Raw genomic sequence first — 25,986 nt, 5'->3', positions numbered from 1 at the left:
CACTATTTTTGAAAATTCCGTCGTAAAATTGTTAAATAATGGTGTGTAAAAAGCAAAAAAAAATCCTTATTCCGTTAAGAATAAGGATCAAAAAAAAACAAAAAAAATAGGGATTAAAATTTAATCGTCAAATTTACCGCAGCGTTAGAAGGTGTTTGGGCCATTCCGTAAGAGTCCCAATATTTTTTATTGTTTAAGTTGTTAAACTTAACACCAACTCTCCAATTTGGCTGATCGTAAAATACAGTCGCATTGTAAACAGAATAAGACGGGCTATAGAAACTTTCGTCTTCAAACTTATATTGTTTGTCTACATAATTTCCTCCAAAACCAAGTCCGAAATCTTTTAATACATTTTGGAATTTATAAGAAATCCAAAAATTCAATACGTTCTCTGGCGCACCGCTTGCTTTATTTCCTTCGATTGTTGCATCTGATGATTTTACAATACGATTGTCATTATAAGCATAACCTGCCATAATGTTTAAACCTGCTACAGGATTAGCAATTAATTCAAAATCAATTCCTTTACTTACTTGTTTACCATCCTGAATGCTAAAACCGTCTGTATCTGTTCTGGTCGCATTATCAATAGTAATGTTATAATAACTAATTGTTGTGCTTAATTTTTTATCAAAAGCTTCTACTTTTACACCGCCTTCGTACTGATTGGCGTAAATTGGTTTTAAAACTAATAAAGTTCCGTCAGGCTGATTTACCGGGCCAGAATTTTGAAAACCATTCATATAATTTCCAAATAAAGAAACCTGATCTTTTACCACCTGATAAACCAAACCTAATTTTGGGGATAAAGCCGTTTGGTTATAACCCTCTGTATCTGGCAGCCTTTTCTGTACAAAGTTATCCATACGAAGACTTAGCATAGCAGACAAACGATCTGTAAAATTAATTACGTCTGAAGCATAGATACTAAACGTTTGTTCGTCTGGAACGCCAAACATCATTTGAGACATTAACCCATCAGCTTGGCTTTTTCTAATCGGTTCAAAAGGCTGCGTTACATCAATAACATCAATATCGCCGGTGGTACCATAAGTAAAAGTTCCTTTTGTAAATCTGTAATTGGCACCCACTAATAATTTATGTTTGATGCTTCCTGTAGAAAATTCACCATTAATATTTTCTTGAATATTAGTAAACTGATTGGCAATTGGTCCAAAACGAGAAACTCTTCTTTTTACTTCAGTCGGTGAATTCCATAAAGTATAATATTGGTAACTATGATCTACATTTTCGTCTATGTAAGAGTAAAGCGTTGTAGATTTCCAATTGTCTGATAATTTATATTCTGCCTGAACAAAAACTTTAGCCGATGAGGTTTTAGCATCTAAATCATCATGAAATAAACTTTTCCTGTAATCAATCTGAAGATCAGTTGGGTTTGTAATTCCGGCAGCATACGAAATTCCGTAAGTCGGACGCGTATTATTTGTATTGTAAATTTCGGTATCTAAAGTAAAAGTTAATCGGTCTGATGCTTTGTAAAGAAGGCTTGGCGCAACTAAGAATGTTTTATTAAAACCATAATCTAAGAAACTTTTCTCTGTGTTTGCAGAAGCATTTAATCTAAATAGTACTTTATTATCTGCAGTAAGCGGCGTATTAATATCAACAGCAATACGGTTTAATCCAAAACTGCCGCCAGTATATGATATTTCGGTTTTTTTGGCTTCAAAAGGTTTTTTGGTAACCAAGTTTACAACACCACCAAAAGAAGAAACAGAAGATCCGAATAAAGTTCCGGAAGGTCCTTTTAATACTTCGATACGTTCTGCATTATCAATAGAAATAGAACTTCTTCCCGTCATGTTTTCCATTCCGTTTCTGGCATTAACTCCCGTACTGAAACCTCTAAATGAAATTTCAAGTCCGCCCGAAGGATAAATTTTAGTAGTTACACCAGGAGAATTCTGAACTGCATTTCTAATATCGACCACAATTTGTTCTTTAAGAAGTTCTTTGCTTACAACATTATAAACCTGAGGATTTTCCAGATTAGTCAAAGGCATTCTCGCCGCGTAATCTGTTTTTTTGTTGATCATTTTATTGTTGTTGATGATCACTTCCTGAAGTTCTTTATTCGAAACTTTTAATTGCAGATTAAGTGAAGTTGTTTCATTTTCTGTAACCGTTACTTCTTGTTCCAAAGTTTCGTAACCCATTAGTGAAACCTGCAGCGTATAAGAAGAAGCTTTTACTTTACTAAATTCAAAAGCACCATATTCGTTGGCAGTTGTGCCATATTTTGAATTTTTAAGGATTACGTTTACGTCAGAAGCTGGTTTTCCGTCAGACGTTGTAATTGTTCCTTTTATTTTTCCGTTGTTTTGTTGACCAAACATTGTAAAGACAGTAAGAAGCATACTGGCTAAAAACAAATACTTTGGATTTTTTAAGGTTTTAAATTTCATGGGTTTTTAATTGGCTTAGATATTATTAAATTGTTCTTTCGAGTGTATTATTATTTAGACTTAATAAAAACAGTGCAAATATAAATTTTAATATTGCTTTAACAATTAATTTTTCATGCAATTTTTAATATTATTTTAATGTTGTATTTTTTTTAAAATGTTAAATGCACATTTAAAGAACGTTCTTTGCCTATTTGGGCTTACTTACCGCTCAAAATGTCTTACTTTTGCAGTCGTAAACTGAAACACACTTCATGATTTTACCTTTCTTTAAAAAAATTCAAAATACACCCCGAGGATTTCGTATCGCTAATACTGTATTTTTCTTCCTTTCCGGATTTGGATATTCTTCTTGGGTATCGCGAATTCCGCACATACAAGCCCAATTACATTTATCCGAAGCCCAATTTGGAGCCGTTTTATTTGCTTTTCCGATTGGTTTAATGCTTACAATGCCCTTTACAGGAAAATTATTAAACAAATACAGCAGCCGTTACATTATGTTATTAGGTGCCATTATGTTTAATATTGTACTCTCTTTGCCTGGTTTAGTTGCTTTTGTCTGGCAGTTGGTTATCGTATTGTTGATCTTTGGAGCTTCTCGAAATATTTTCAATTTATCCATTAATGCACAATCTCTCGAAGTTCAAAAATTATATCCAAAATCAATTATTACACGTTTTCACGCCGTTTGGAGTATTGCCGTTTTTTCGGGAGCAGGTTTAGGGTATGTAATGGTAACACAAAATATTGCACCATCCTATCACTTGTTGGGAGTAAGCGTTTTTATGATGGCGCTTACGTTTTGTTTTTATCCAATGAGTATTCATAACGAGCCAGTTCCGGTAAAAAAGAAGTTCTTCTCAATGCCAGAAAAAAACCTGATCAAATTTGCTCTGATTTGTTTTGTATCAATGGCTTGCGAAAATACCATGTACGACTGGAGCGGTATTTATTTTGAAAATATATTAAAAGCTTCTCCAAAATTAACCAGTGCAGCATTTGTCTTTTTCGCCACGGCGGTAACTTTGGGCCGTATATTTGGAGATTATGGTGTAATGAAATTTGGCACGAAAAAAATCCTTCTTTACAGCGGCATTTTGATTACGATAGGTTTCGGAATCTGTTTTATTTTACCTTATGCTTATCCAACAATTTTTGGTTATGTTTTAATCGGATTTGGAGTTTCTTGTGTGGTGCCGCTAGTATTTAGCATCGCCGGAAGATCATCAAAATTAAGCAGCGGTTCTGCCTTAACTTCTATATCTACAATTGGTTATCTCGGATTTTTATTAGTACCGCCAATGGTGGGTTTTATCTCCGAATACCTAAGCATGAAATGGGCTTTTCTGGTAATGGCCGTTTTAGGTATTCTTATGATCTTTATGGTCAATAAGATAGGGGAAAATGAGTAGCTTTTTAGCTAAGGTTCTGAGATGCTGAGGTTCTAAGTTTTATTTTGCATAGCTTTGTGCTAGTGCGAGTGTCCAGCTCGTAGATGCATAGATATTAAAAATCTTTAAAATTTTTTCTTTGCGTCTCTGCGACTTTTCGAGATTAAAAAAAGATGAAGCAATCTGATTTACTTTTTATTGTTTAAGGTATAAATATGTAAACTTTTTTCAGTACGAGACAAGATTCCGTTCACGAGCGGGACGCTCGCGCTAGCGATTGGAAGTCGCAAAGTTTGTAAAGTTTTCTTCGCGGCTTCGCGACTTTGCGAGATTAATATAATTTTATTTTCCTTTGAACCTTTGAAGCTTTGAACCTTTGCCCCTTAAAGAATCACTTTTTAGTCATTACAAACTTTTCTGTAGTCACTTTTCCATCCATTTTTCCAGAAATTTCAGCTGTCAAAGTATTATTTGCACCTTTTGTATAAGTGATTTTTTGCGGATAATCGTGTTTTGAATTTTCAAAAACCAATTGTTTATCGTTTGAAATTGTAGACGGAAATTCAACCGGTTTGTCGTCATTTTGACCTTTTACAGTTGCTTTATACGTTAATGTTTCGCCCAATTGAGCCAAAATAATACTTTCAAAATGCAAAGTATCTTTTCCTTTTATAAAGTAAGAAGCAGCGCTAAAAGTACTGTCATTCAGTTTCTGCCAATTTTCTATAAGTAATCCGTCTGGTGATTTATTTTCCCAATTTCCGATAAGCCAATCTGCTTTTTTGATTCTGTCTTTTTCTACAGTTTCTTTTTTCTGACAGGAAACAAAAGCAATTAAAAGCGCTAAAAGAGTAATTTTCTGAAACATATATTTTGAATTTTTTGATGTTGTATTGAGGTACTAAAGTATGAAAAATTTTGTTTGCCACGAATTGCACGAATATTCACGAATTTGTTTCACGCAGATTTAAATAGATTTAAGCAGATCAAGCAGATTTCTTTAATATAAAAATCAAATAAATCTGCTTGAATCTGCAGAATCTGCGTGAAACAAAAAATCATTTTAATCCTTTAAATCTGTGGCAAAAAACAATACTTAAATACTAGCACTCAAAATAGAATAAACCAATTCCTTAGTAGGTTTTTGATCTTTTAATTTCGCTCTTACATCATCAAAAGTAACTTTAAAATTACATCCTAATTTATAATCGCCGCAACCGTAAGCCGTTTTGCCTTTTAGAATTGTACCTTTTTTACATTTCGGACAAGTTAAAGAATCCGATGCCGATGTTTCTTGTGTTTTTTTCTTTGGTTCAGTCTTTTTCGATTCTAATTTTAGTTTGTAATTCTCTTCAAAACGAATCAAACCTTCAACAGTTCCGGTTTCGGTTTTAAAACCTTTTATATTTACAGTCGAACCTTTTTGAAGCAATCTTAAATATTGGCTTTCCGTAATTTTTTTGTCTGAAAAAATAAAAGGAAGTACAAAATCGCATCCCGATTTATATTCAGAACAACCGTAAGCAGACTTTCCTTGTATTAAATTTCCTTTTTGACATTTTGGACACGTTTCTGCCAAAATTCCAGAAGTTTTCTTTTTCTCTGCTTTTACAACAGGTTGCTGCATCGTTGCCGCATGCGAAATATTAGCGTGTTTGGTTTCCATGCGGACTTCATAAACCAAAGCTTCCACCATACGTTTCATGTTTGTTATGAATGCACTGGCGGTAAAAGTTCCTTTTTCAATATCTTTCAACTGTTTTTCCCAGGAACCGGTAAGTTCTGCCGATTTTACCAATTCGTTCTGAATCGTATCAATAAGCTGAATCCCCGTCAATGTCGGTAAAACCTGCTTTTTGTTTCGAACAATATACTGACGTTTAAAAAGCGTTTCTATAATATTCGCGCGCGTAGACGGACGCCCGATTCCGTTTTCTTTCATCAATTCACGTAAATCTTCATCATCAACTTGTTTGCCTGCGGTTTCCATAGCGCGCAGTAAAGTTGCCTCGGTAAATTGATTCGGTGGTTTGGTTTCTTTTTGAAGAAATGAAGGTTCGTGTGGCCCTTTTTCGCCGACTACAAAAGTCGGAAGCAAATCGGCTTCTTTTTCTTTGGCGTTTGGATCTTCAAATACAACGCGGAAACCTTTCTTTAAAATTTCTTTTCCTGTGGCTTTAAAAGTTACATCGGCCGCTTTTCCGATTACTGTAGTATTGGCAACGAGACAATCATCATAAAAAACAGCAATAAAACGTTTGGTAATAATATCATAAACCTGCTGCTGATTGTAAGCCAGATTGTTTTGTACGCCAGTCGGAATAATCGCGTGGTGATCCGTAACTTTTTTATCGTTAAAAACCTTTGGTGATTTCTTTATTTTTTTGGCTAAAATAGGCTGTGTTAATTCGGCATAATTGGTTAGATTTTGCAGAATTCCTGTTACTTTCGGGTAAATATCATTGGGTAAAAAAGTCGTATCAACTCTTGGATACGTGATTACTTTTTGTTCGTAAAGTGTCTGCGCAATCTTAAGCGTTTCGTCTGCCGAAAATCCAAATTTCTGGTTGCAATACACTTGTAAACCTGTTAAATCAAAAAGCTTTGGTGCGTATTCGTTTCCGTTTTTTTTGTCGATCGAAACAATTTCAAAATCACTTTCTTTAACTTTTTCAGCCAGAATTTCCCCGTCTTCTTTTTTCAGAAAACGACCGTCTTCATAACTAAAAAGTACTTCACGGTATAAAGTCTGCAATTCCCAATACGGCTGCGGTTTAAAATTTTCGATTTCTTTAAATCGGTCTACAACCATTGCCAAAGTTGGCGTTTGCACACGTCCGATAGACAAAACTTGTTTGTAACCGCCATGTTTTACGGTGTACAAGCGTGTGGCATTCATTCCGAGAAGCCAATCGCCAATCGCTCTCGAAAATCCGGCGTAATATAAATTATCGTAATTGGCGGAAGGTTTTAAGTTTTCGAAACCTTCTTTTATCGCTTCTGTAGTAAGCGACGAAATCCATAAACGCTGAATTTCACCTTTATAATTGGCTTCGTTCATGACCCAGCGCTGAATCAATTCTCCTTCTTGCCCGGCATCCCCGCAGTTTATCACGACTTCGGCTTTGTCGAAAAGACTTTTTATAATTTTAAACTGTTTTTCGATTCCCGCATTCTGAACGACTTTGGTTTCGAATTTTTCCGGAAGCATGGGCAGATTGTTCAAATCCCAGCTTTTCCAGTGTGGTTTATAATCGTTGGGTTCTTTTAAGGTACATAAATGCCCAAAAGTGTAAGTCACAGCATAACCGTTGCCTTCGTAATAGCCATCGTGTTTAGTATTGGCACCCAAAACGGATGCGATTTCACGTGCTACACTTGGTTTCTCGGCAATACAGACCTTCATTTTCTCTTTCTTGATTAGTAAGCGAAATTAAGGATTTTCTAGGAAAGGGGCAAAGGTTCTTAGGGACAAAGGGACAAGGTTGTTAAGAACAAAAAGGCAAAGTGAATTATTACTAATTAAATATATCAAAATATCCCAGTAAGCTTCCAATCGAAAGAAAAATAAAAACCAAACCAACGATACCCATTAATACCATTCCACAACCTACAGAATTGTGTTTTAAAATAAATTTTTCAGGGTTTTCTGAATCGTAAATTATTTTAATGTTCTTGTCAATTCTTTCTTTATAAGATTGAAATTTATCTAAGTCTGTTGAAGTATGCAAAAAAGGTTTGCCGGCAAGGTTTTGCCCGTCAGCGGTTTCAAACTCGATAATTGGAGTTTTGTAACCTTCATTATCTGATTCATAGGAAACAATTTTTCCAACACTTTCAATTCCGCTTTTTTTAATTTTATTTAAGAATAAAATACTACTTAATAGAAAATATAAGGCTACAGTTCCGAGAATTAAGAAACAAACTGCAGGCTTGTAAAACATAAAGAAAACAAATGGAATAAAGATAATTATACCATGATTTTTATTTAATTCCATTCTGATGTCGGTTTGTTTTTTATTTGTTTTTTATCTTTATTTCAATATTCTCCATCCGATTCAAAAAATCAAGTTCAGCAAGAATAATATTTACTTGCAATTGCGTTTGTTTTTGCGTTTGTTCGATATTTTCCTGGTGCTTTTTTGGGTCAATAACAATCGGATCATAATAGGCCTGACATTCCATATTTGATCCGTGCATTGGGTAATTTTCTGGAATTTCTTGTTTGTAATCCGGCAGATTCCAAAACTTTTTATTGTAAATTGTTTGGTATAATTTAGTTTTGTCGACTTCAATTTCGACTTTTAAATTTTTGTTTCTATCAAAGTAGTTTTTAATTCTGGAATCAAAATCTATCAAACAGTCTTTATTATAGTCAAACAATTTTAAAGAATGCAAAAGACTAATTCTAAAATTATCAAAGTTTTCCTCTGGCTGAATTTTTATTTTTTTGATATCCATAAAGGTTTGCTTCAATTTGTGATCAAGAAATTGAGATTAGATGCGTGACTTTCGCTGTGCGAAGTCTCCCGACTTCGTACCCGCTCCAATATTCCGTTACAACTTTCTAGCTTTAATATTGATTGTATTTTGTAAAATTATTTAAATTTAATATATCAACCGTAGGGATATCAGCTTTTTCAATTTTTATTAATCCAATATCTGAAACATAATTACTAGCGCTTGAATATATATAGTGTGACGCTTTTTCGACAATTCCTGCACGAACAGGATTAAGATGAATATAATCTAATTTTGACCACATAAATTTATTGCTGTAAATTTCTTCGGGATGATTGCCATATTGCCAAAATTGATAGTTTTTGTTTCTCGAATGTGTTTCTGTTGCAAGTTTAAAACGTTCTAACATCCATTCTCTTCTGCTTTCAGGCTCAGATTTTATTTTTTCTAAAATTTTTGAAGCAGTAAATTTTTTAAAATCACGAAGTAAATCTGATAATTCACCTTTTTCAGATTGTACAATCATATGAATATGATTGCTCATAATCACATAGCCATATAAAAGCATTGATTTATTTTGAATGCAAAAATTTAAAGACTCAATAACTACATCTTTGTAATTCTTTCTTGTAAATACGTCAACCCAATCTACAACGGTTGCTGTTATAAAATGTGGTAAAGTATTATTTCTTATTTGATATCCGCCTTGCATATTTTTTTGTTCGAATATAGTAAAAATTCTTACAAATTATTATAAGCATTGTAGAATATTGGAACGGGTACGAAGTCGGGAGACTTCGCACAGCGATTGCGATATTTAAAACACTTTGTAGAGTTAAGTGTTTTCCATGTTACAAACCTGACAGGTTTTAAAAACCTGTCAGGTTTAACCTCAAAGAATTTTATACAATTCATCCAACAATTCCATTTCATCATTTGGCAGAAGCTGTACGGCGATTTCGAGTAAAAGCATGGCATCAATAGCGGTTTGAGATTTTTCATCTTTTAGAATTGCAATGCTAGTCCTGAGCAGAGAAAAAATCGATTGCATTAATTCATTATAAGATGTTATGTTTACGTCGGTTTTAAGCAAATTATGATTTTTAAGATTGGGTTTTAACTTTGTGAAATAATTGATATTGGTTGCAAATTTTAAAAAATCATTTATTGGTTCTTCTAGTTTTTCTGTCATGGCTTGTAGTTTTAGAATTAATGTAATATTTGTTGTTTTAACAATGTCACGCAAATATAAGAAAATTCGACTTATAAGTCGAATTTGTTTTTAAAATTGATGAGGTTACTTCTTTTTCTTTGTTTTATGAAGGCGATTGATAAATTAGAAGCAGAAGTAGTCGATAGGATTTATAAACTTTTCCTAGATAAATACGCAGGAAACAAAAGCAGTTTTGCTAAAGCAAGTAACTGCTCTGAAACTACTATACGAAGAATTCTAAGAAATGAACAAGGTATTACTATAAATCTTCTAGTTAGAATGGCAGATGCACTTGATACAACTTCAAGTGAACTTTTGAAAGATTTGCATCTTAAAAATGAGGAATAAATATATTGTTTGATAAAGTTGTAGAACTTTATAAACGTTTGGTTCAGGCTGAAAAAGATAAGGTTGAATATTTTGGAGAAATTTTTGGGAGGGAAGTAAGAGTTTTTCTCTTTTTTGATATAAAGGAAATACGCAAAAGTTTTAAGGCTTTTGCGTATTTTTTTGTTTTTTAATTTAAAATAAAATCAAGTAAATTGTCTATAAAAATTTTAAGCCAGTTTTTCTTTTTTGTTGTCATAACTCTTTTCAGAATGAGGTTTTATGCGTTTTTTCGATTCAGAATGCATCGCTGTGCGAAGTCTCCCGACTTCGTACGCGCAACTATAATCCGTTTCAATTTTCAATTCAAACAAATTATTGAAAAATATTTAGAAGTGTTTAATTTATTAAAAATTTGATTTGCGTTGTTGAATATTGGAACGGGTAACGAAAGTCAGGAAACTTCGCACAGCGATCGTAGTAATTATAAAAAGATGCTTCGTAGAGCGGATTTATAACAGATCAAATTTCTTTTTAATATCGATATCTGAAAAATTGAGCTCAACGTATTTTACAAAGTCAGAATTAGTGCTTTTTCCGTTTAAAGACCAAATTCTTGTAGGGCTTGCATTTGTAATTAATTCCAAAATTCCTTCTTTGGTTGCAAGTTTTGAAACCCAAGGAATAATTTTATCATCAATAAATTTTACGATAGCATCAAACTTTTCTTTGTCAATTCCATAAACGTTGCAGTAGTTGTTTTCAATTATTTGTGACTCAGTACTATATTCGTCAATGCGTTCCAATTCGTCTCCAAATATTTGCTTTACTAATATTTGTTTTGGGTTGTCGGTATATTTATGATAGAAAATACCGGTATGCCCAAATAAGTACCCTTTTATATTGCTCGTTTTAGCCACCTGTTTGGAGTAGAAATCTGGTAAAATTTCAAACGAAACCGAGTTGCCTGGTGTATTTCTTTTGCTCGACCAAAATGAAATTACAAGTTTTATATCGCCTTTTTCAAATGTTAGTTTTGGTCGTGAACGCGAATATTTAAATCCTTTTTCTTCATAATGTTTACCAAGTTCATCACACACAGCTTGAAATATTTCCTGACATTTAGTGCGTTTTGTATATTCTAATAATGTCTTATTATCTGTCCAATCCATATTTTTATCACTTTGTTTGCTTTTTTAATTTCTAAGGATAAAGTGTTGACCTTTCTTGCAAATATAGAGAAAAGGATTAAAGGATAATGTGTTAGGGTCTGGTGGCAGGGGAATTATTTGCAAAGTAAAGTATCAAATTCTATATGAAGTTGCGTCGCGCTAGAGTGGGCAACAATTGCATCGCTGTGCGAAGTCTCCCGACTTCGTACCCGCAACTATAATCCGTTTCAATTTTCAATTCAAACAAATTATTGAAAAATATTTATAAGTGTTTAATTTATTAAAAATTTGATTTGCGTTGTCGAATATTGGAACGGGTACGAAGTCGGGAGACTTTGCACAGCGATCGTGATGATGACTAAGAAAACACTTCGTAGAGCGGGGGAATGTCTGCGCGATTCTGACTATTTGATATCCAAGATTTTTTATACTATTTCAATCTCATCAAATTTATATAATACAAAAGGTACAAAACCTTGATCTTCATCTTCTTCAACTTTAACATGATCTAAATCAATTGCAACTATTTGATTTAATTTTAGTTTTACTGAATCTTCTATTCGAAAATAGTGTTTATTTATTTCTTCGGAATATTTAGGTAAATCATTATAAACCCAATAATCAGCTTTAAACATCGCATACTCTATATCAGCATTACATTCTATTGATATTGGTACAAATGCTTCTTCTCCAATAATTTTTATTTCGGTAAAATTAATTTCTAATTTTGGATCAGTCATATAATGAATTATTGCTGAATTATCATCTGATTTTAATTTGTCATCATAAAACTCTAAATAGTTAATATCATTAATAAATTCAGCAACCTCTTCTTCAATTTCAGTTTTAAATTTGTTTAAATATCTATTAATGAAGTCTAGTTTTTTCTCATTATCAATTAATTTGTCATAAGTTTCTAAGACTTTTTTAAATATTTTATCTTCATACAAATTTTTGAAATTTAAATAAACAGTTGTATTTGGTATCGAGTTTTCAATAGATTCTTTAAATTTTATATCATTTGTTACAATGTATAATTTTTCTTTTTTACTAATTTTTTTTATTGTCTGATATATAAATGCATCTGGAATATCATTACGATTTTTTAAAGATGAAAAAGGTTTGTTACCTAAAAAATAATCTTCGAAAACGGGCTCAGAATCATCTTTGTCAAATTTGTGTAATATAGAATTTGAGGTTTTGATAAAATTACTCCATTGATTTGAAACTGAAATAGCAATCTTATTTTCTAGGATTGATAACTGATTAATAACAGTTTCAGAATCACTTATTTCGTTTCTACCTAGTCCCAATCTTGGCAACGAATTTAAAGCTGACATAGCTTCTTGAACTTTTTGAGTAGATTCCGATATACTTGAAGAAGTACATTCTTTAAAAACAAACCAAGGAATATGATTGATTATCAGTTTTCTATCTCCTAAATCTTTTATTAAAGACAAGTCTTTTTTATTAAAATTTCTATCTTTTTTATATTCAGTACTATCTATAAGTATCTTCATAAAATTTCTAGTTTTAGTTGTTAAGATGGGGTCTAATTAAGAGTTTTTAGTTAAAATTGAAACTTGCTTATAGCGATTCATGACAATAAATCACAAACCTAATGCCCCGGATTTGTAATCTATGCCTACAAAGATAGACTCTATTAGAAAGAAGTTATTATTTACTTTTCTTTATTTTTTTTATTTGATATTTACTTATTATTGCGGTGACAGATTATAAATTCACGCTATTAGTACGGACAATATCTACGTTAACGGGTCTATTTAATTACACAACGTTTTATAAATTTTAATTTTATTGTTTTTTATCTATATTTGCACAAAGCTTAGTAAATTTCTATAAGTTTGGTACTATTGTATCATTTTTAAAGAAGGTGCTTAATGGTACCATTTTTTGGTTTATAAGACTTATATGTTGCAAAATTTAAACTTATATGAACACATATGCACCAAGCTAGGCTTTTTTCAAACTACAGCTTTTAAAAACTACTTTTCTTGAAATTTTTTGGGAAAGTACATTTTCTTTCTTCCATTCAATTGGATAAGCAATTTCTTCAATAAGTTTTATCACAATTTCATATTTATCGTCATTTAAATTATTTTTTATGTTTTCATATCTTAATATATGTTCATAAAAATGAATAAAATTCTCTTTGTGTTTGTGTTTTTTAAAAGAAATTATCCAATGTCTATCTGGCTGGAGAAGTAATAATTGTTTGAGATATGGAATTATAGTTAGAGAGTCCTTTTTATAATTTTTTAATCTACTTTTTCGAAACATATGTTTCCAACCGTAATTGGTGAATTCGATATTCCCAAAAAGAGGATTCAAAACTTTTTTATTTTTTCTATATAATTGCTTGGTGTATTTTCTATATTCAGAAATATTGTTTAAAAGATTATTTTTAAAGTTTAATATTAGTCCTCTAGAGTTGAATTTATTGAAGGCTATATTTTTGTTTATACATCTTGCAATTTCAAATTTTGTTGCAGGTGTAAGTATATGGTTTTTGCCTAGCTCAGCTTTTTTTGAGATGGTATTATAGTGGATATATGCCCAATAGTTTTCTTTTGTAACATGATCATACCAAATTAAACAAATGTTATTTAATGATTCTTTGACTTCTCGAATTCCTCTTTTATAAATTTTAATAAATTTAGTATTGGCCTTGCCATATGACTTCCCAGATTTTACTTGTGTAAGAAGAAATGTTCTTTGGCCACTATTCCAAGGATGATCAAAAGAGAGCAATAAATCTATTTTTGAATTATCTTCATTTCTACTGCCCCAACGAACCTCTCCGCTAAAGGCTTGTACTAGATTTGCGGCTGAAATTACCTCGCAATCGTTTCCATTTTGAGAACTCAAATTTTGAGTAAATAGAATTTCACTATTTATATTATTTTCTAAAAATATTGATTTCATAAAATTAAAATAATTTTATATTAGTAATTCACGTCAATAAAAATTTTAAGAAGTATTTCGTTCTTTGTTTCTTCAAATATATAAATAAACTAAAAAAGCATTAAAAATAATTCTCAAATCTAATTCCTTTCAATTTCAATACTTTTGCGGAAATCATAAAAAGCCTATTAAACCAAAATGCCTAGCCTGATAAAAGTGAAAATCCTTTTGTGCAGGGGTTCGGCACAAAAGATTGTAACGGATAACAGAAAACAGCTCCAAATAAAAACCATAATTCCACAAAATTTCATCCAAAACCATCACCCAAAAAACATAAACCCACAAACAATCAACAATAAAGAAAAATTTCGTAATTTTGCACTCCAAATAAAAGGGATTATACAATGTTAGATAAACTTCAATATGTAAAGCAGCGTTTTGACGAGATTTCGGATTTGATTATTCAGCCCGATGTTATTGCAGATCAAAAGCGTTATGTGCAGCTTAACCAAGAGTATAAAAGTATTAAAGCTCTGGTTGACAAAAGAGAAGAATACATTCTTGTTCTTGCAAACATTGACGAGGCAAACGAAATTATTGCCGACGGAAGTGATGCAGATATGACCGAAATGGCAAAAATGCAATTAGACGAAGCTAAAGAGCGTTTGCCACAACTTGAGGAAGAAATCAAATTTATGTTGATTCCAAAAGATCCTGAAGATGCTAAAAATGTTATGGTGGAGATTCGCGCGGGAACGGGTGGAGACGAAGCGAGTATTTTTGCAGGAGATTTGTATAGAATGTACACCAAATATTGCGAAAACCGCGGTTGGAGAGCTTCGGTTGTAGATATGAACGAAGGAACTTCTGGTGGTTTTAAAGAGGTTATTTTTGAAGTTACCGGAGAGGATGTTTACGGAACTTTAAAATTTGAAGCTGGAGTTCACCGTGTACAACGTGTTCCGCAGACAGAAACTCAAGGACGTGTACATACATCTGCAGCGACTGTTATGGTTTTACCAGAAGCAGAAGAGTTTGATGTACAGATTGATATGAATGACGTTCGTGTTGATTTCTTCTGTTCGTCTGGACCTGGAGGACAATCTGTAAATACTACGAAATCTGCTGTACGTTTAACGCACATTCCGACAGGATTGGTGGCGCAGTGTCAGGATCAGAAATCACAGCATAAAAATAAAGATAAAGCGTTAACGGTTTTACGTTCTCGTTTGTACGAACAAGAATTGGCTAAGAAAGAAGCTGAAGATGCGTCTAAACGTACTTCTCAGGTAAGTTCTGGTGACCGTTCTGCTAAGATTCGTACTTACAACTACGCACAAGGTCGTGTAACAGATCACAGAGTTGGTCTTACGCTGTACGATCTTGGAAATATCATGAATGGTGACATTCAGAAAATTGTTGCCGAATTACAGCTGGTAAACAATATGGAGAAATTGAAGGAAGCGTCAGAGGTATTCTAATCTGAGGTACTAAGTTTGTAAGTTTGTAAGTTGCTAAGCTTTTAACCTTGACGATATAAAAAAGCCGAACAAAGTTCGGCTTTTTTATTGCTTGAAAATAGATATTCACAAAATAGAAACCTTAGTGCCTCAGAAGCTTAGTTCCTTAGTTCCTTAGTTCCTTTAACGTAGTTTCTCACGTCTCAAGACTATCAATTAAGTATTTTCTTAGACTTTATAAATATTTAAAAATAAGCGAATTATAATATAGAAAAAACCTTTCCACCTTAGTATCTTAGAACCTTTCAAACTAAAAAAAGACCAACCAACCAATTATTTTATGAAAAGAACTTTACTATTTTGCTGCTTTTTAGGCGGCTTTTTTTATGCCAACAGTCAATCGTATTTTGGATTTCGGGACGACAATTATGCCGGAATTCAGAGTGTATTATTTAATCCATCAAGCGTTGTAGATTCAAAGTACAGAGCCGATGTCACTATTTCTTCCATTAGTGCCACAGGACAAAATGATTTGTACGGCGTTAATTTTTTTGAATCTTTAAGCAGTGATTACGATTTTGATAAGGAATCAAATAAACACATTAAAGCCAATAACAACGGAAATTTTGCTGTAGATATTTTAGGCCCTTCGTTTATGCTTAATATTACGCCTGCGCATAGTATTGCTGTTTTTACGCGAGTACGAAGTGTAACCAATATGGTAAACGTAAACGGAGAATTATTTGATCAGGTAAACAAAGACATAGATGTGTCTAATAGTTTTATGATTTCGGGCGGAAATCCTAACGGAGCGACTAATTCGTGGGCAGAAATTGGCGCAAGCTACGGAACGGTATTATTAGACCGTGACGATCATTTTTTAAAAGGCGGGATTTCTGTAAAATATTTAATGTCGGGTGTAAACGGATATATCAGCGGTAATAACATAAGTGTAGCTTTTAATAAAAACAATGTTAATCCGGCTTTGAGTGAGTATTATTCTACAGGAACTTTAACCACAGCAGCAAGTTATGATTATGAAAACGGGAAAGATCCAAAATTTGATACGGGTTCTGCAGGCGTAGGCGTAGATTTGGGTTTTACGTATGAATATCGTACCAACTGCCATACTTGTATAGGAAACAGATATAAAATTAAATTTGCTGCTTCTGTTACTGATATCGGTAAAATTAATTACAAAGATGCCATACAAAATACCTATAACTTAAACGGACGCGTTACTCAGGCTGATATTGATGATGCAGATGATATCTTCGAGTTTTTTGATAAAAACTACACCAAAACTGCTTCAAAGAAAGGGGCAGAGGTAAGTTTGCCAACCGCTTTTCATGCCAACTTTGACTGGAATATCGATAATAAATTCTACCTGAATTTAAGCAGTGATTTAGGATTGGTAAATGCCGAAAAAGTAAATGCAGCAATACTTCCAAATTCAGTTTCGCTTACACCAAGATATGAAACAAGACAATTCAGTTTTTATGTTCCCATAACTTATATGCAATACAGCGGTACGCAGATAGGAGCGGGTTTTAGAGCTGGTCCGTTGTTTGTTGGTTCTGGTACGATTGTTACGAATTTCTTATCGAATAATTCAAAAGCTTTTAATGTTTATATGGGTTTGAAAATTCCGATATATCAGAATTTTAATTAGAGGTACAAAGGTTCAGAGGCACAAAGGTTCAAAGGTTTTTAGGGTCTAAGGTACGAAAGCTTCTAAGGTTTATTTTGCTTATATGCAAAAAGAATCTTAGTACCTCAGAACCTTTGACCCTTTGTAGCTTTAAAAAAAAAAGACTATTTCACAATCGCGAAATAGTCTTTTTCATTTTTAAAAAGAGAGCTAGAACCTTTGCACCTATGTGCCTCTGAACCTTTGTCCCTCTAAAAAAAATATGTATAGTGAATGGTCTTTTCTCTACCAACCGTTTTTCCAGAACGTATGATAGAAGTTAGATTCCTAGAAATACTCTCGTAAATTCAAAACATTTATATAGGTTAGAGTAGATGGTCACACCATTTTTTATAATTATTGTATTTAACTTTTCCATGATAATAGGTATTTAAGTTAGACAATTACTCTTGCGATGATTCGTAGTGAGATGATTCTTCATCTTTTGAAGATTCATGTGGTTTAGAAACTAATTTGGTAACAGCGAGCTGTAAAACAGATCCTAGAATGCCTTTAAAGACAGAGTCGCTTTTCCCGACTATAAATCTTTTGGCGAGATATCCAATTCCGATGCTCATTGCCGATTGTGCCAGGTTACTTTTAAATCCAACAGTTTCGTTGATTTCTTCAACCGTATGGCGGATAAGATTTAGAGGTTTCAAATTTTCTTTGATATCATCGATCTCATCTTTTATTGCGCACCATTCTTCGTCCTGTCGATTTTCTAGTAACTGAATCCTCTGATTTAAGGTATTAATGTCATAAATAGTTCCCATAAGAGTCTTTTTAATATTTAAATCAGTTTTTAGTTTCTTCTTTTAAAATACTGGAAACAATCATGTTACCAATAGGAGTTTTAATTAATTTATGCTGTGTTTTGTGCATAACCACGGCTACAATTAAGTAGAAAAGTGCCATGGCAAAAAAACCGTAATAGTATTCTCCAAGCAATTTACCAAGCCATAAACTAATCCCTATATTAAGGAACAAGGTAAAAAATGCAACAACAGCGCCAACCGCAATTCTTGATGTTACTGTAGACAGTGCATCGGCAGCAGCTGCTATAGTTTTAAGTTTAATTAATTCTAAACTTGTTTTAGTATAGTCTTCTGCCTTTTCATAAAGATTAAGATTCTCAGGTGTTGTTGCATTTGATTCCATGATATAGGGTTTTATGGTTTGAAAAATTCACTTTTTAGTAGTTCGTTTTTACCGTTTTTGCTTCGTCTTTAATAGCATTAAAGTCTTCTTTAGCAGCATTGAATTTTGATTTTCCTTCTTCGATAATTTCTTTACCGTTTGAAGTAATAGTGCTCAAAATTTCATCTACTTTTCCTTTTAGATTATCTTTGTAATCTTTAGATTTATCAGAGATTTTTTTTCTTGTATTTGCTCCTTTGTCTGGTGCAAACAAAACTCCTAAAAATGCTCCCGCCGCTGCGGCTCCTAAAATTCCTAATACTGTTGTGCTAGTTTTCATAATAATTGATTTAATGGATTAATATTTAATAATTTGTTGATTTAAATTTCGCGACCTTTGATAAGTCTAAATAGAACTGCAATAATTGCAATAACTAATAATATGTGGATAATGCTTCCAAAGCTGTAAACAAAGAACCCTAGAGCCCAAAGTATAACCAAAATAACTGCGATTGTGTATAATAAGTTTGACATGGTTTTTATTTTTATATGGTTTATAATTAATTACGTATTTCTTAATTTAATTTATACGATAAGTATAAAGTCAAATTGCTGTTTTTTGCGTCTGGAACTGTATAAGTAGTTCCTAAAACTGTTCTTTCTTTACCAACTGTTGTAAGACCATAGTTATAACGTAATCCAATGCTGATTGGGTTAAAATCTACACCAACACCTGCAGCTATACCAGCGTCAAATTTGTTAAAATTGTCGGTGTCAATATCTTCGTTAACATCTGTAGCTCCGTCTCCTGTTACTTTAGAACTTACTAAATAAGAAGCATAACCACCAGCGTGAATATTAAAGTTTTTGGTAACGTTTACTCTTACTAATAAAGGAAGTTCGATATAGTTTAATCTAAATTTTACGTCTCCATTCGCAAAAGCATTATCGTACTCTAATTTGGCACCCTTTGTAGTAAATAAAAGCTCTGGCTGAATTGCAACAAAATCTGAAATAGGTAATGTTGCGTAAACCCCAGCGTTAAAACCGTATAAAACATTATTGTCGTCAACATCACCTTGATTATCGGTAAGATTAGACATGTTGAATCCTCCTTTTACACCGAACTCGGTAGTTACATTAGTGTCCTGAGCGTGCAGCATTCCAAACGAAGCTGTTAAAAAAAGTGTTAAGGCGCATAAAAAATTTGATTGCATTTTCATAGTAAAAAATTTTAGTTAATTGAATGTATTAAAAGGCTTTTAAAATATTTGTTTTTTAATTCTCTCCGTTTCCCGTAAGAGCTTGTATTGTTCAGGTAAATATTGCAGTACTAGTTTTAGAATTGCTTTGTCATTTGTATCTTTAGATATGGATTCAAAAAGTTGAATTTGTTCTTCTAAAGAAGCGATGATAGAATTCAGATAAGTATTTTTAAAATTGGGACCACTTGCATCAATAAGAGCGTATAAATCTCTTTTGTGTGTTGCGTTTATTTCTGTAATTATTACCAGCCTTTTATCGGCCAAATTTGTTACTTCCTGCAACAGTTGATTTTGATGATCTTCAACTTTATTACTTAATTCCAGTATTTTAATTTCTGAACATTTTTGTTTTGCAATTTTACTTTTAGAAATAATAGATTTACTTGCATTTGCCATCGAAATAAGAAAAAAAGCTTCAATTTCTTCGGTTTCATTTTTATTAAAAGTTTCCGCTTTTAAAGAACTTTCTATCGGATTATTTTTCTTGCACGCTGCGCTGAAAAAAAATATAATTCCTAAAAAAAATAGTCTAAAAATTGTCGCTTTCAATTGGGGCGCTAGTGTCATTATTACTTCCTAAGTATTACATTACAAAGATGCTAATGAAAGAAAGATTTTACTTTACAGCATAAAAAATAAACGTTATATAATTCCCATAATGGATTTATATAACGCTTTTTATGTGTTTTTTTAGAGGATTTATTCGGGAAGAAATACAGTAAAAACCGAACCATTATTCGGTACGCTGTCGGCCGTAATATGGCCTTTATGATTTTCTACAATCTTTTTACAAATGGCAAGACCAATTCCGGTTCCGGGATAATCTGTCTTAGAATGCAGACGCTGAAAAAGAACAAAAATCGTCTCCTTAAATAAAGGATCAAAACCCATTCCGTTATCAGTAAAAGTAATTTTATTGAATTTCTTATTAGAGTTTTCTAAAAGTTCTGGATAATCTGCCGAATTTACTTTTTCGCTTACAATTGTAATTTCTGGAATTATATCCGGACGACTGTATTTTAAAGAATTTCCGATTAGGTTAATAAAAAGCTGTTCGATCTGATAGGGAATAACGGCAAGTTTAGGCAGTTTTGAAGCTACAATAACAGCACCTTTTTCGGTGATAATTTCTCCCAGTTCAGATTCTGCACTTTCTAGCAATTCCTGTAAGTCAGTTTTTATAAATTCTTTTTTGGTAGTATTGGTTCTTGAAAACAAAAGTAAATCGTCAATCAATACACGCATTCTTTTGGCCGAAACTTCAATTTTATGAATATAGTCTTTTGCGCTTTCAGAAAGTACCGCTTTATCAGCATCTGAAACCCTAGAAATAAAAGTCTGAATTTTTCTAAGCGGTTCCTGTAAATCGTGACTAGCAACATGATTAAAAGAAGCCAGTTCTTTATTGCTTTTTTCTAATTCTCTGTTACGCTCCTGAAGTTCTATATTAAGTAAATGCTCATCAGTAATATCAAAATTAATTCCCAATAAAATTTTGCTTCCCTGCTGGTCCGTCAATAATTTTCCTGTCGATTTAAAATACCTGATTTCATGATTTGGAAGCAAAGTTTTGTAATAAACAAAAGGAAGTTGTTTGTTTTTAAGAATCCCGTCCATAGAAGCAGCAATTGCTTCTTTGTCATCCGGATGTACAAACTGAAGAAAAGAATCTTTTTGAGGTACAAAAGAATTGGGTGCAACGCCTAACAATCGATATTGATTGTCGGAATAATCTATTTTATTAGAATCCAAATCCCATTGCCAAGTACTGAATTTACCAATAATTTCAGATTCGGCCATCAATCCAGACGAAATCAAAAGTTTTTTGTTGAACATTTTTAAGCGCTGAAAATCACGGCTGATTTGTCTGTATGCTAATAAAATAAAACATAAGGCAACTAAAAATAAGGAGATAGAGAAAATTGGACTTAGAGAAATCTCTGCATCATAAATCTTAAGTCTGTTTTTTAAATACGTTTTCTCAAGATCGATCATTTCGTCAACTTTAAAACGAATATTTTCCATCAGGATTCGACCCCCAAACATATGATTGTCGAGTTTTCTTTTATCATATGTTTTAGGATCGCTGTATTTTAGACAATTCTCAAATGAAACAAAACGCTGAATAATTATTTTGAATAACTTTTTGAGATTTTCCTGCTGTTTCGGATTATCAGCAGTTAGTTTTTTTAAAGTAATAAACGACGTATTTACTTTATCTCTAGAATAAATATAGGGCGTTAAAAAACGGGCATTACGAGTAATAATATAACCGCGCTGCCCTGTTTCGGCGTCTTTTATTGCCGACATTAATTTTTCCAGCTGTATGTTTATTTCATACGTATGCATAGCCAGTTTGCTTGATTCATTCAATTCCTGGTTATGTTTGTAAGCAATAGAAGAGAGAAATAACAGAATGAAAACTGCGATCACAAAAATAACTCTCAATGAGTTTGAAGAATTAAAATTTGGTATCCATTTCATTGTGGTATTCTTATTTTAGGCGCAGCAGGAAATTATCACGATTTAACCCAGAAGTATGATAGTGCCAATTTACGGTCACTACTTCGTTAATTATTTTTTTAAGTGTATTAAAGTCGCTTGGTTTTTTAATGTAAATATTAGCACCTTGAATAAAAGTATCTTCGATATCTTCTTCAGACGAAGAGGTAGAGTAAATCGCAATGATTATATCTTTTAAATGCTCTGTTTTTTTTATTTCGATCAAACATTCTTTACCCGTTTTTTTAGGCATGTTCAAATCCAGAAACAAAATATCCGGAAGTTTATTATCGGGATTCAGTAAATGATCCATTAATTGCATTCCGTCATGAACAAAGTCAACATTAGTTTGTATTTTGATTTCCTCAAACGCATCTTTAAAAAAAAGACGGTCATCTTCATCATCATCGGCTAATAAAATATATAATGCGTTTTTCTGCATTTTAGTATGGTATTTGGGTTTTTATTTTAAATTTTCTCTTCGTTTCTTAATTATTCGCTGAAAAGCAGACGGCGTAATTCCAGTTGTGTTTTTAAACTGCGTACTCAAATGCGCAACACTCGAGTAATTTAGTAAAAAAGCAATTTCTGTAAGACTCATCTCATTTATAATAATTAATTGTTTTGCTCTTTCGATTTTCTGCAAAATTATAAAATTTTCTATAGAAGAATAGGTAACTTCAGAGAAAACATTTGACAGATATCCATAGCTGTGATTAAGCTTTTCGGCCAGAAAAACAGAACTTTTGTAATTGTTACTGTCATCCATAAAGACAAGCTCAATAATAGCATCTTTAATTTTTTGTACTAATACGCTTTTTTGATTTTCAACGATTTCAAAACCACACGGACTCAATTTGGTTTTTAAATCTTCTAGTGCATCTGCGTCAAGGTTATCATTAATTTCGATTTCTCCAAAGCCAAGAGAAGTAAAGTTTATATTATGCTGTTCCAGATTGTGTTTTAAATAAAGGGAACAGATAGTATTTATATCGAACTTTATGAATAGTTTCATTTTTTTTAATTTGGTTAAAGATACTTATTTTATTTGTGGTTACAGTGTTTTTAAAGAGTAGAATTGTATTTTAGAATAAAGTTATTAAAAAAATACCGTCTAATAATATGTACTAGACGGTATTTCCTGATTGAGTTGTAAGGTTTTACAAATCAGACAGAATTTGATGAAATTCTTCTTTTGTTTTACCTAATTTCTGCTGAAGTTTTCCGTACATTTCGTCTTCTTTTCCTTCTGCGTACATTAGATCATCATCTGTAAGAGCGGCATACTTTTGTTTAAGTTTTCCTTTTAACTCATTCCAATTTCCTTTTATTTCTGTAGTATTCATGACGTTTTGTTTTGTATATTAATTGTATTGTAAAATTGCAAATTATGGCTTGGATTCCTGTTACATTTATTTCATTCAACGCTGCATAATTCACACCTTTTTATTCCTTAATGCTGATAACGGCGTAAAACCCAAGCCATTTTTTCATGTTCCTGTAGTAATCCTGTAATAAAATCAGCAGACCCAAAATCATTATTACCTTCCTCAAAAACAGGAATATAATCTCTAAATTCTACCACTAGTTGTTCGTGGTTTTCTAAAAGTTCTTCCAGCATATGTTTTTGCGAAGCATATTCTTTTGGAGATTCCTTAAGCGTAGAATTTTCGATAAACTCCTTCATCGTTCCAATTGTTTTTTCGCCAAGCTGGCTTATGCGCTCTGCAACTTCATCTATATTAGCTTCAAGAATTCGATATTGATCTTCAAACAATTTATGTAATTCCATAAAACTGTTTCCCGAAATATTCCAGTGAAACTTTCTGGTTTTTACATACAAAGTCATCTCGTTAGATAAAATTGTAGCTAATATACTCGTGCTTTTCTTTAAGTTCTGAGGTGAAATTCCAATATTTAGGCTCATAATTGTTTGATTTTAGGGTTCTTTTCAAAGATATAAGAACAGCTTTTGTTTTTTCTTACATAATTATCATCAGATGTTACAGGACTTCAATGTGATAGTAAATGAATTGATGTTAATTATGTAATTCGTGGCAAAAAAGAATCATTCGCAAACCAATAATATTATTTGTAATTTTGCCGCACTAGCAAATACAATATGACAACACAGCAACTACACGAACAAATTCTTCAAAAAAAATCATTTTTATGCGTTGGCTTAGATCCTGATTTAACCAAAATGCCACAACATTTATTAGAAACAGAAGATCCAATTTTCGAATTTAATAAAGCGATAATCGATGCTACACACGATTTAACGGTAGGATATAAACCCAATACAGCTTTCTTTGAAGCTTATGGAATAAAAGGCTGGCTTTCGCTTCAAAAAACAATAAACTACATCAACGAAAATTATCCGGAGATATTTACCATTGCCGATGCAAAACGCGGCGATATCGGAAACACTTCGAGTATGTATGCAAAAGCTTTTTTTGAAGATTTGAATTTTGATAGTGTAACCGTTGCACCTTATATGGGAAAAGATTCTGTAGAGCCTTTTCTTGCTTTCGAAAATAAACACACCATTATGCTGGCACTGACTTCTAACGAAGGTGCTTTTGATTTTCAGACTTTAACCACAAACGGAAAAGAATTGTACAAACAAGTTTTAGAAACTTCTAAAACATGGAAAAACAGTGAAAATCTAATGTACGTTGTTGGCGCTACAAAAGCAGAATATTTTACAGAAATTAGAAAAATTGTTCCAGACAGTTTCTTGCTAGTTCCAGGAATTGGCGCTCAAGGCGGAAGCTTATCTGAAGTTTGTAAATACGGGATGAATGATAAAATTGGTCTTTTGGTTAATTCTGCAAGAGCAATTATTTACGCTTCAAAAGGAACTGATTTTGCTGAAAAAGCTAGAGAAGAAGCTTTGAAAGTGCAGGAAGAAATGGCTTCGATTATTAGTTTAAAGTTTCAGGTTTAAGGTTTCAAGTTTTGCCTTACTTTGAACTAAAATTTAACCGCAAAGTTCGCAAAGGTTTTCGCAAGGTTCACAAAGAAAATATCTTTGCGCTCTTAGTGTAAACCTTTGCGAACTTTGCAGTTGAACCACAATCCAACCTGAAACCTGAAACAAAGAAAACCTGAAACAAACCCAATGAAACAAATCTCAGATCAACTTGGTACGATACATTCTTTTGAAACAGCTCCAAAACGTATCATTTCGCTAGTTCCTTCTCAAACCGAATTATTGTATGATTTAGGTTTAGAAGAAAAAATAATCGGAATTACGAAGTTCTGCGTACATCCGTATCATCTTAAATCGACAAAGAAAATTGTTGGCGGTACAAAGAAGATTCATTTCGAAAAAATAAAATTACTACAGCCCGATATTATCATTTGTAATAAAGAAGAAAACACAGAAGAAATTGTCAATCAGTTAAGTACAATTTGTCCGGTTTGGGTAACCAATATTGTAACTATTGAAGATAATTTTCAGATGATTTCAGATTTCGGTCAAATTTTTAATTGCAGAACCGAAGCCCAAAAATGGAACGATAAATTGGCTTTCGCTTTAAGCGAATTCAAAAAATACATTCAGGATATCGAAATTAAAAAAGCAGCTTATTTTATTTGGAAAGACCCATATATGGCTGCAGGAAATGATACGTATATAAATGAGCTATTAAAACTAAATCATTTCAAAAATATTTACGAAGACAAAGGGCGATATCCAGAAATTGAACTTAAAAAAATGCGTTTAGAAGGCGATCCCGATTTGGTTTTCCTTTCATCAGAACCTTATCCTTTTAAAGAAGAAGACGCTTTTGAAATCGGACGTTTTACACATCACGCCAAAACTGTTTTTGTAGACGGCGAAATGTTCTCCTGGCACGGAAGCAGACTTCTTAAAGCCTTTACTTATTTTAAATTACTTCACGAAAGACTTAGAAATTAGTTTTTTTGTTTCAGGTTTCAGGTTTCAAGTTGTTTGAGCTTGTATTCAACCGCAAGGTTCGCTAAGATTTACGCAAAGGT

The 25,986-nt window shown here is 32.5% G+C and carries 27 protein-coding genes; 6 read left to right on the top strand and 21 right to left on the bottom strand.

Features of this window, described 5'->3' with window-relative positions:
• Nucleotides 1–113: 113 nt before the first annotated feature.
• On the bottom strand, nucleotides 114–2,432 hold the full coding sequence (locus EV144_RS05930) for a TonB-dependent receptor (RefSeq protein ID WP_134147042.1): 2,319 nt from the start codon (nucleotides 2,430–2,432) through the stop codon (nucleotides 114–116).
• Nucleotides 2,433–2,686: 254 nt separating this feature from the next.
• Here EV144_RS05930 and EV144_RS05925 point away from each other — a divergent pair, with 254 nt between their 5' ends.
• Entirely contained in the window at nucleotides 2,687–3,847 is a 1,161-nt protein-coding gene (locus tag EV144_RS05925; protein ID WP_134147041.1) for an MFS transporter, read from the top strand.
• Nucleotides 3,848–4,217: 370 nt separating this feature from the next.
• Here EV144_RS05925 and EV144_RS05920 read toward each other — a convergent pair whose 3' ends face one another.
• The 6 genes from EV144_RS05920 to EV144_RS05895 form a co-directional block, all read right to left on the bottom strand.
• Nucleotides 4,218–4,694 carry a DUF6265 family protein gene (locus EV144_RS05920; RefSeq protein WP_134147039.1) on the bottom strand — a complete coding sequence of 159 codons (477 nt, stop codon included), beginning with the start codon at nucleotides 4,692–4,694 and terminating at the stop codon, nucleotides 4,218–4,220.
• Between the two features lie 228 nt (nucleotides 4,695–4,922).
• On the bottom strand, nucleotides 4,923–7,232 hold the full coding sequence (locus tag EV144_RS05915; RefSeq protein ID WP_134147037.1) for a type IA DNA topoisomerase: 2,310 nt from the start codon (nucleotides 7,230–7,232) through the stop codon (nucleotides 4,923–4,925).
• A 112-nt stretch (nucleotides 7,233–7,344) separates the two neighbouring features.
• The gene (locus EV144_RS05910) at nucleotides 7,345–7,824 is read right to left on the bottom strand and encodes a DUF3592 domain-containing protein (RefSeq protein WP_134147035.1); all 480 of its coding nucleotides are present in this window, start codon (nucleotides 7,822–7,824) and stop codon (nucleotides 7,345–7,347) included.
• 19 nt (nucleotides 7,825–7,843) lie between these two features.
• Entirely contained in the window at nucleotides 7,844–8,287 is a 444-nt protein-coding gene (locus tag EV144_RS05905; RefSeq protein ID WP_134147033.1) for a hypothetical protein, read from the bottom strand.
• A gap of 112 nt (nucleotides 8,288–8,399) precedes the next feature.
• Nucleotides 8,400–8,999 carry an REP-associated tyrosine transposase gene (locus EV144_RS05900; protein WP_134147032.1) on the bottom strand — a complete coding sequence of 200 codons (600 nt, stop codon included), beginning with the start codon at nucleotides 8,997–8,999 and terminating at the stop codon, nucleotides 8,400–8,402.
• A gap of 180 nt (nucleotides 9,000–9,179) precedes the next feature.
• Nucleotides 9,180–9,479, bottom strand: coding sequence for a hypothetical protein (locus tag EV144_RS05895; RefSeq protein WP_134147030.1), 300 nt, complete (start codon nucleotides 9,477–9,479; stop codon nucleotides 9,180–9,182).
• 99 nt (nucleotides 9,480–9,578) lie between these two features.
• Between EV144_RS05895 and EV144_RS05890 the strand changes: the two genes are divergently transcribed.
• Nucleotides 9,579–9,848 carry a helix-turn-helix domain-containing protein gene (locus EV144_RS05890; protein WP_243854623.1) on the top strand — a complete coding sequence of 90 codons (270 nt, stop codon included), beginning with the start codon at nucleotides 9,579–9,581 and terminating at the stop codon, nucleotides 9,846–9,848.
• A 491-nt stretch (nucleotides 9,849–10,339) separates the two neighbouring features.
• Here the strand turns inward: EV144_RS05890 and EV144_RS05885 are convergent, their stop codons facing one another.
• From EV144_RS05885 to EV144_RS05875, 3 genes are all read right to left on the bottom strand, one after another.
• Entirely contained in the window at nucleotides 10,340–10,999 is a 660-nt protein-coding gene (locus EV144_RS05885) for a hypothetical protein (RefSeq protein ID WP_134147029.1), read from the bottom strand.
• A 425-nt stretch (nucleotides 11,000–11,424) separates the two neighbouring features.
• Nucleotides 11,425–12,519, bottom strand: coding sequence for a PIN domain-containing protein (locus EV144_RS05880; protein ID WP_134147027.1), 1,095 nt, complete (start codon nucleotides 12,517–12,519; stop codon nucleotides 11,425–11,427).
• A 454-nt stretch (nucleotides 12,520–12,973) separates the two neighbouring features.
• Nucleotides 12,974–13,945, bottom strand: a complete 972-nt coding sequence (locus tag EV144_RS05875) for a hypothetical protein (RefSeq protein ID WP_134147025.1) — start codon at nucleotides 13,943–13,945, stop codon at nucleotides 12,974–12,976.
• A gap of 383 nt (nucleotides 13,946–14,328) precedes the next feature.
• Between EV144_RS05875 and prfA the strand changes: the two genes are divergently transcribed.
• Together prfA and EV144_RS05865 are read left to right on the top strand one after the other, a co-directional pair.
• Nucleotides 14,329–15,405, top strand: a complete 1,077-nt coding sequence (gene prfA, locus EV144_RS05870) for a peptide chain release factor 1 (RefSeq protein WP_134147023.1) — start codon at nucleotides 14,329–14,331, stop codon at nucleotides 15,403–15,405.
• A 319-nt stretch (nucleotides 15,406–15,724) separates the two neighbouring features.
• Nucleotides 15,725–17,056, top strand: coding sequence for a DUF5723 family protein (locus EV144_RS05865; protein WP_134147021.1), 1,332 nt, complete (start codon nucleotides 15,725–15,727; stop codon nucleotides 17,054–17,056).
• 422 nt (nucleotides 17,057–17,478) lie between these two features.
• Here EV144_RS05865 and EV144_RS05860 read toward each other — a convergent pair whose 3' ends face one another.
• From EV144_RS05860 to EV144_RS05810, 11 genes are all read right to left on the bottom strand, one after another.
• Complete coding sequence (locus EV144_RS05860; RefSeq protein WP_134147020.1) at nucleotides 17,479–17,850, bottom strand: hypothetical protein; 372 nt, start codon at nucleotides 17,848–17,850, stop codon at nucleotides 17,479–17,481.
• Nucleotides 17,851–17,872: 22 nt separating this feature from the next.
• Nucleotides 17,873–18,235 carry a hypothetical protein gene (locus EV144_RS05855; RefSeq protein ID WP_134147018.1) on the bottom strand — a complete coding sequence of 121 codons (363 nt, stop codon included), beginning with the start codon at nucleotides 18,233–18,235 and terminating at the stop codon, nucleotides 17,873–17,875.
• A 34-nt stretch (nucleotides 18,236–18,269) separates the two neighbouring features.
• A complete protein-coding gene (locus EV144_RS05850) occupies nucleotides 18,270–18,554 on the bottom strand; it encodes a YtxH domain-containing protein (RefSeq protein ID WP_134147017.1) in 285 nt (94 codons plus the stop codon).
• Nucleotides 18,555–18,595: 41 nt separating this feature from the next.
• Nucleotides 18,596–18,748 (bottom strand): lmo0937 family membrane protein, encoded by a 153-nt coding sequence (locus tag EV144_RS05845; RefSeq protein ID WP_134147015.1) that lies wholly within the window; start codon nucleotides 18,746–18,748, stop codon nucleotides 18,596–18,598.
• A 41-nt stretch (nucleotides 18,749–18,789) separates the two neighbouring features.
• Nucleotides 18,790–19,437: a porin family protein gene (locus EV144_RS05840; protein WP_134147013.1), complete on the bottom strand. Its 648-nt coding sequence runs from the start codon at nucleotides 19,435–19,437 to the stop codon at nucleotides 18,790–18,792.
• A gap of 39 nt (nucleotides 19,438–19,476) precedes the next feature.
• A complete protein-coding gene (locus EV144_RS05835) occupies nucleotides 19,477–19,875 on the bottom strand; it encodes a DUF4142 domain-containing protein (protein WP_243854622.1) in 399 nt (132 codons plus the stop codon).
• 303 nt (nucleotides 19,876–20,178) lie between these two features.
• Nucleotides 20,179–21,963, bottom strand: coding sequence for a CHASE3 domain-containing protein (locus EV144_RS05830; protein ID WP_134147010.1), 1,785 nt, complete (start codon nucleotides 21,961–21,963; stop codon nucleotides 20,179–20,181).
• Nucleotides 21,964–21,973: 10 nt separating this feature from the next.
• Nucleotides 21,974–22,423 (bottom strand): response regulator, encoded by a 450-nt coding sequence (locus EV144_RS05825; RefSeq protein ID WP_134147008.1) that lies wholly within the window; start codon nucleotides 22,421–22,423, stop codon nucleotides 21,974–21,976.
• A gap of 21 nt (nucleotides 22,424–22,444) precedes the next feature.
• Nucleotides 22,445–22,996 (bottom strand): helix-turn-helix domain-containing protein, encoded by a 552-nt coding sequence (locus EV144_RS05820; protein WP_134147006.1) that lies wholly within the window; start codon nucleotides 22,994–22,996, stop codon nucleotides 22,445–22,447.
• Nucleotides 22,997–23,141: 145 nt separating this feature from the next.
• On the bottom strand, nucleotides 23,142–23,327 hold the full coding sequence (locus EV144_RS05815) for a CsbD family protein (protein WP_134147004.1): 186 nt from the start codon (nucleotides 23,325–23,327) through the stop codon (nucleotides 23,142–23,144).
• A 107-nt stretch (nucleotides 23,328–23,434) separates the two neighbouring features.
• Nucleotides 23,435–23,908, bottom strand: coding sequence for a Dps family protein (locus EV144_RS05810; protein WP_134147002.1), 474 nt, complete (start codon nucleotides 23,906–23,908; stop codon nucleotides 23,435–23,437).
• A gap of 195 nt (nucleotides 23,909–24,103) precedes the next feature.
• Between EV144_RS05810 and pyrF the strand changes: the two genes are divergently transcribed.
• The gene (pyrF, locus tag EV144_RS05805; RefSeq protein ID WP_134147000.1) at nucleotides 24,104–24,931 is read left to right on the top strand and encodes an orotidine-5'-phosphate decarboxylase; all 828 of its coding nucleotides are present in this window, start codon (nucleotides 24,104–24,106) and stop codon (nucleotides 24,929–24,931) included.
• A gap of 174 nt (nucleotides 24,932–25,105) precedes the next feature.
• Complete coding sequence (locus EV144_RS05800; RefSeq protein WP_134146998.1) at nucleotides 25,106–25,906, top strand: ABC transporter substrate-binding protein; 801 nt, start codon at nucleotides 25,106–25,108, stop codon at nucleotides 25,904–25,906.
• The last annotated feature ends 80 nt before the right edge of the window (nucleotides 25,907–25,986 follow it).

Source organism: Flavobacterium sp. 270 (assembly GCF_004368785.1).
Taxonomy (GTDB): domain Bacteria; phylum Bacteroidota; class Bacteroidia; order Flavobacteriales; family Flavobacteriaceae; genus Flavobacterium.
Note: the sequence above shows the minus strand (reverse complement) of the source record. Positions and strands in the feature narration are given on the sequence as shown.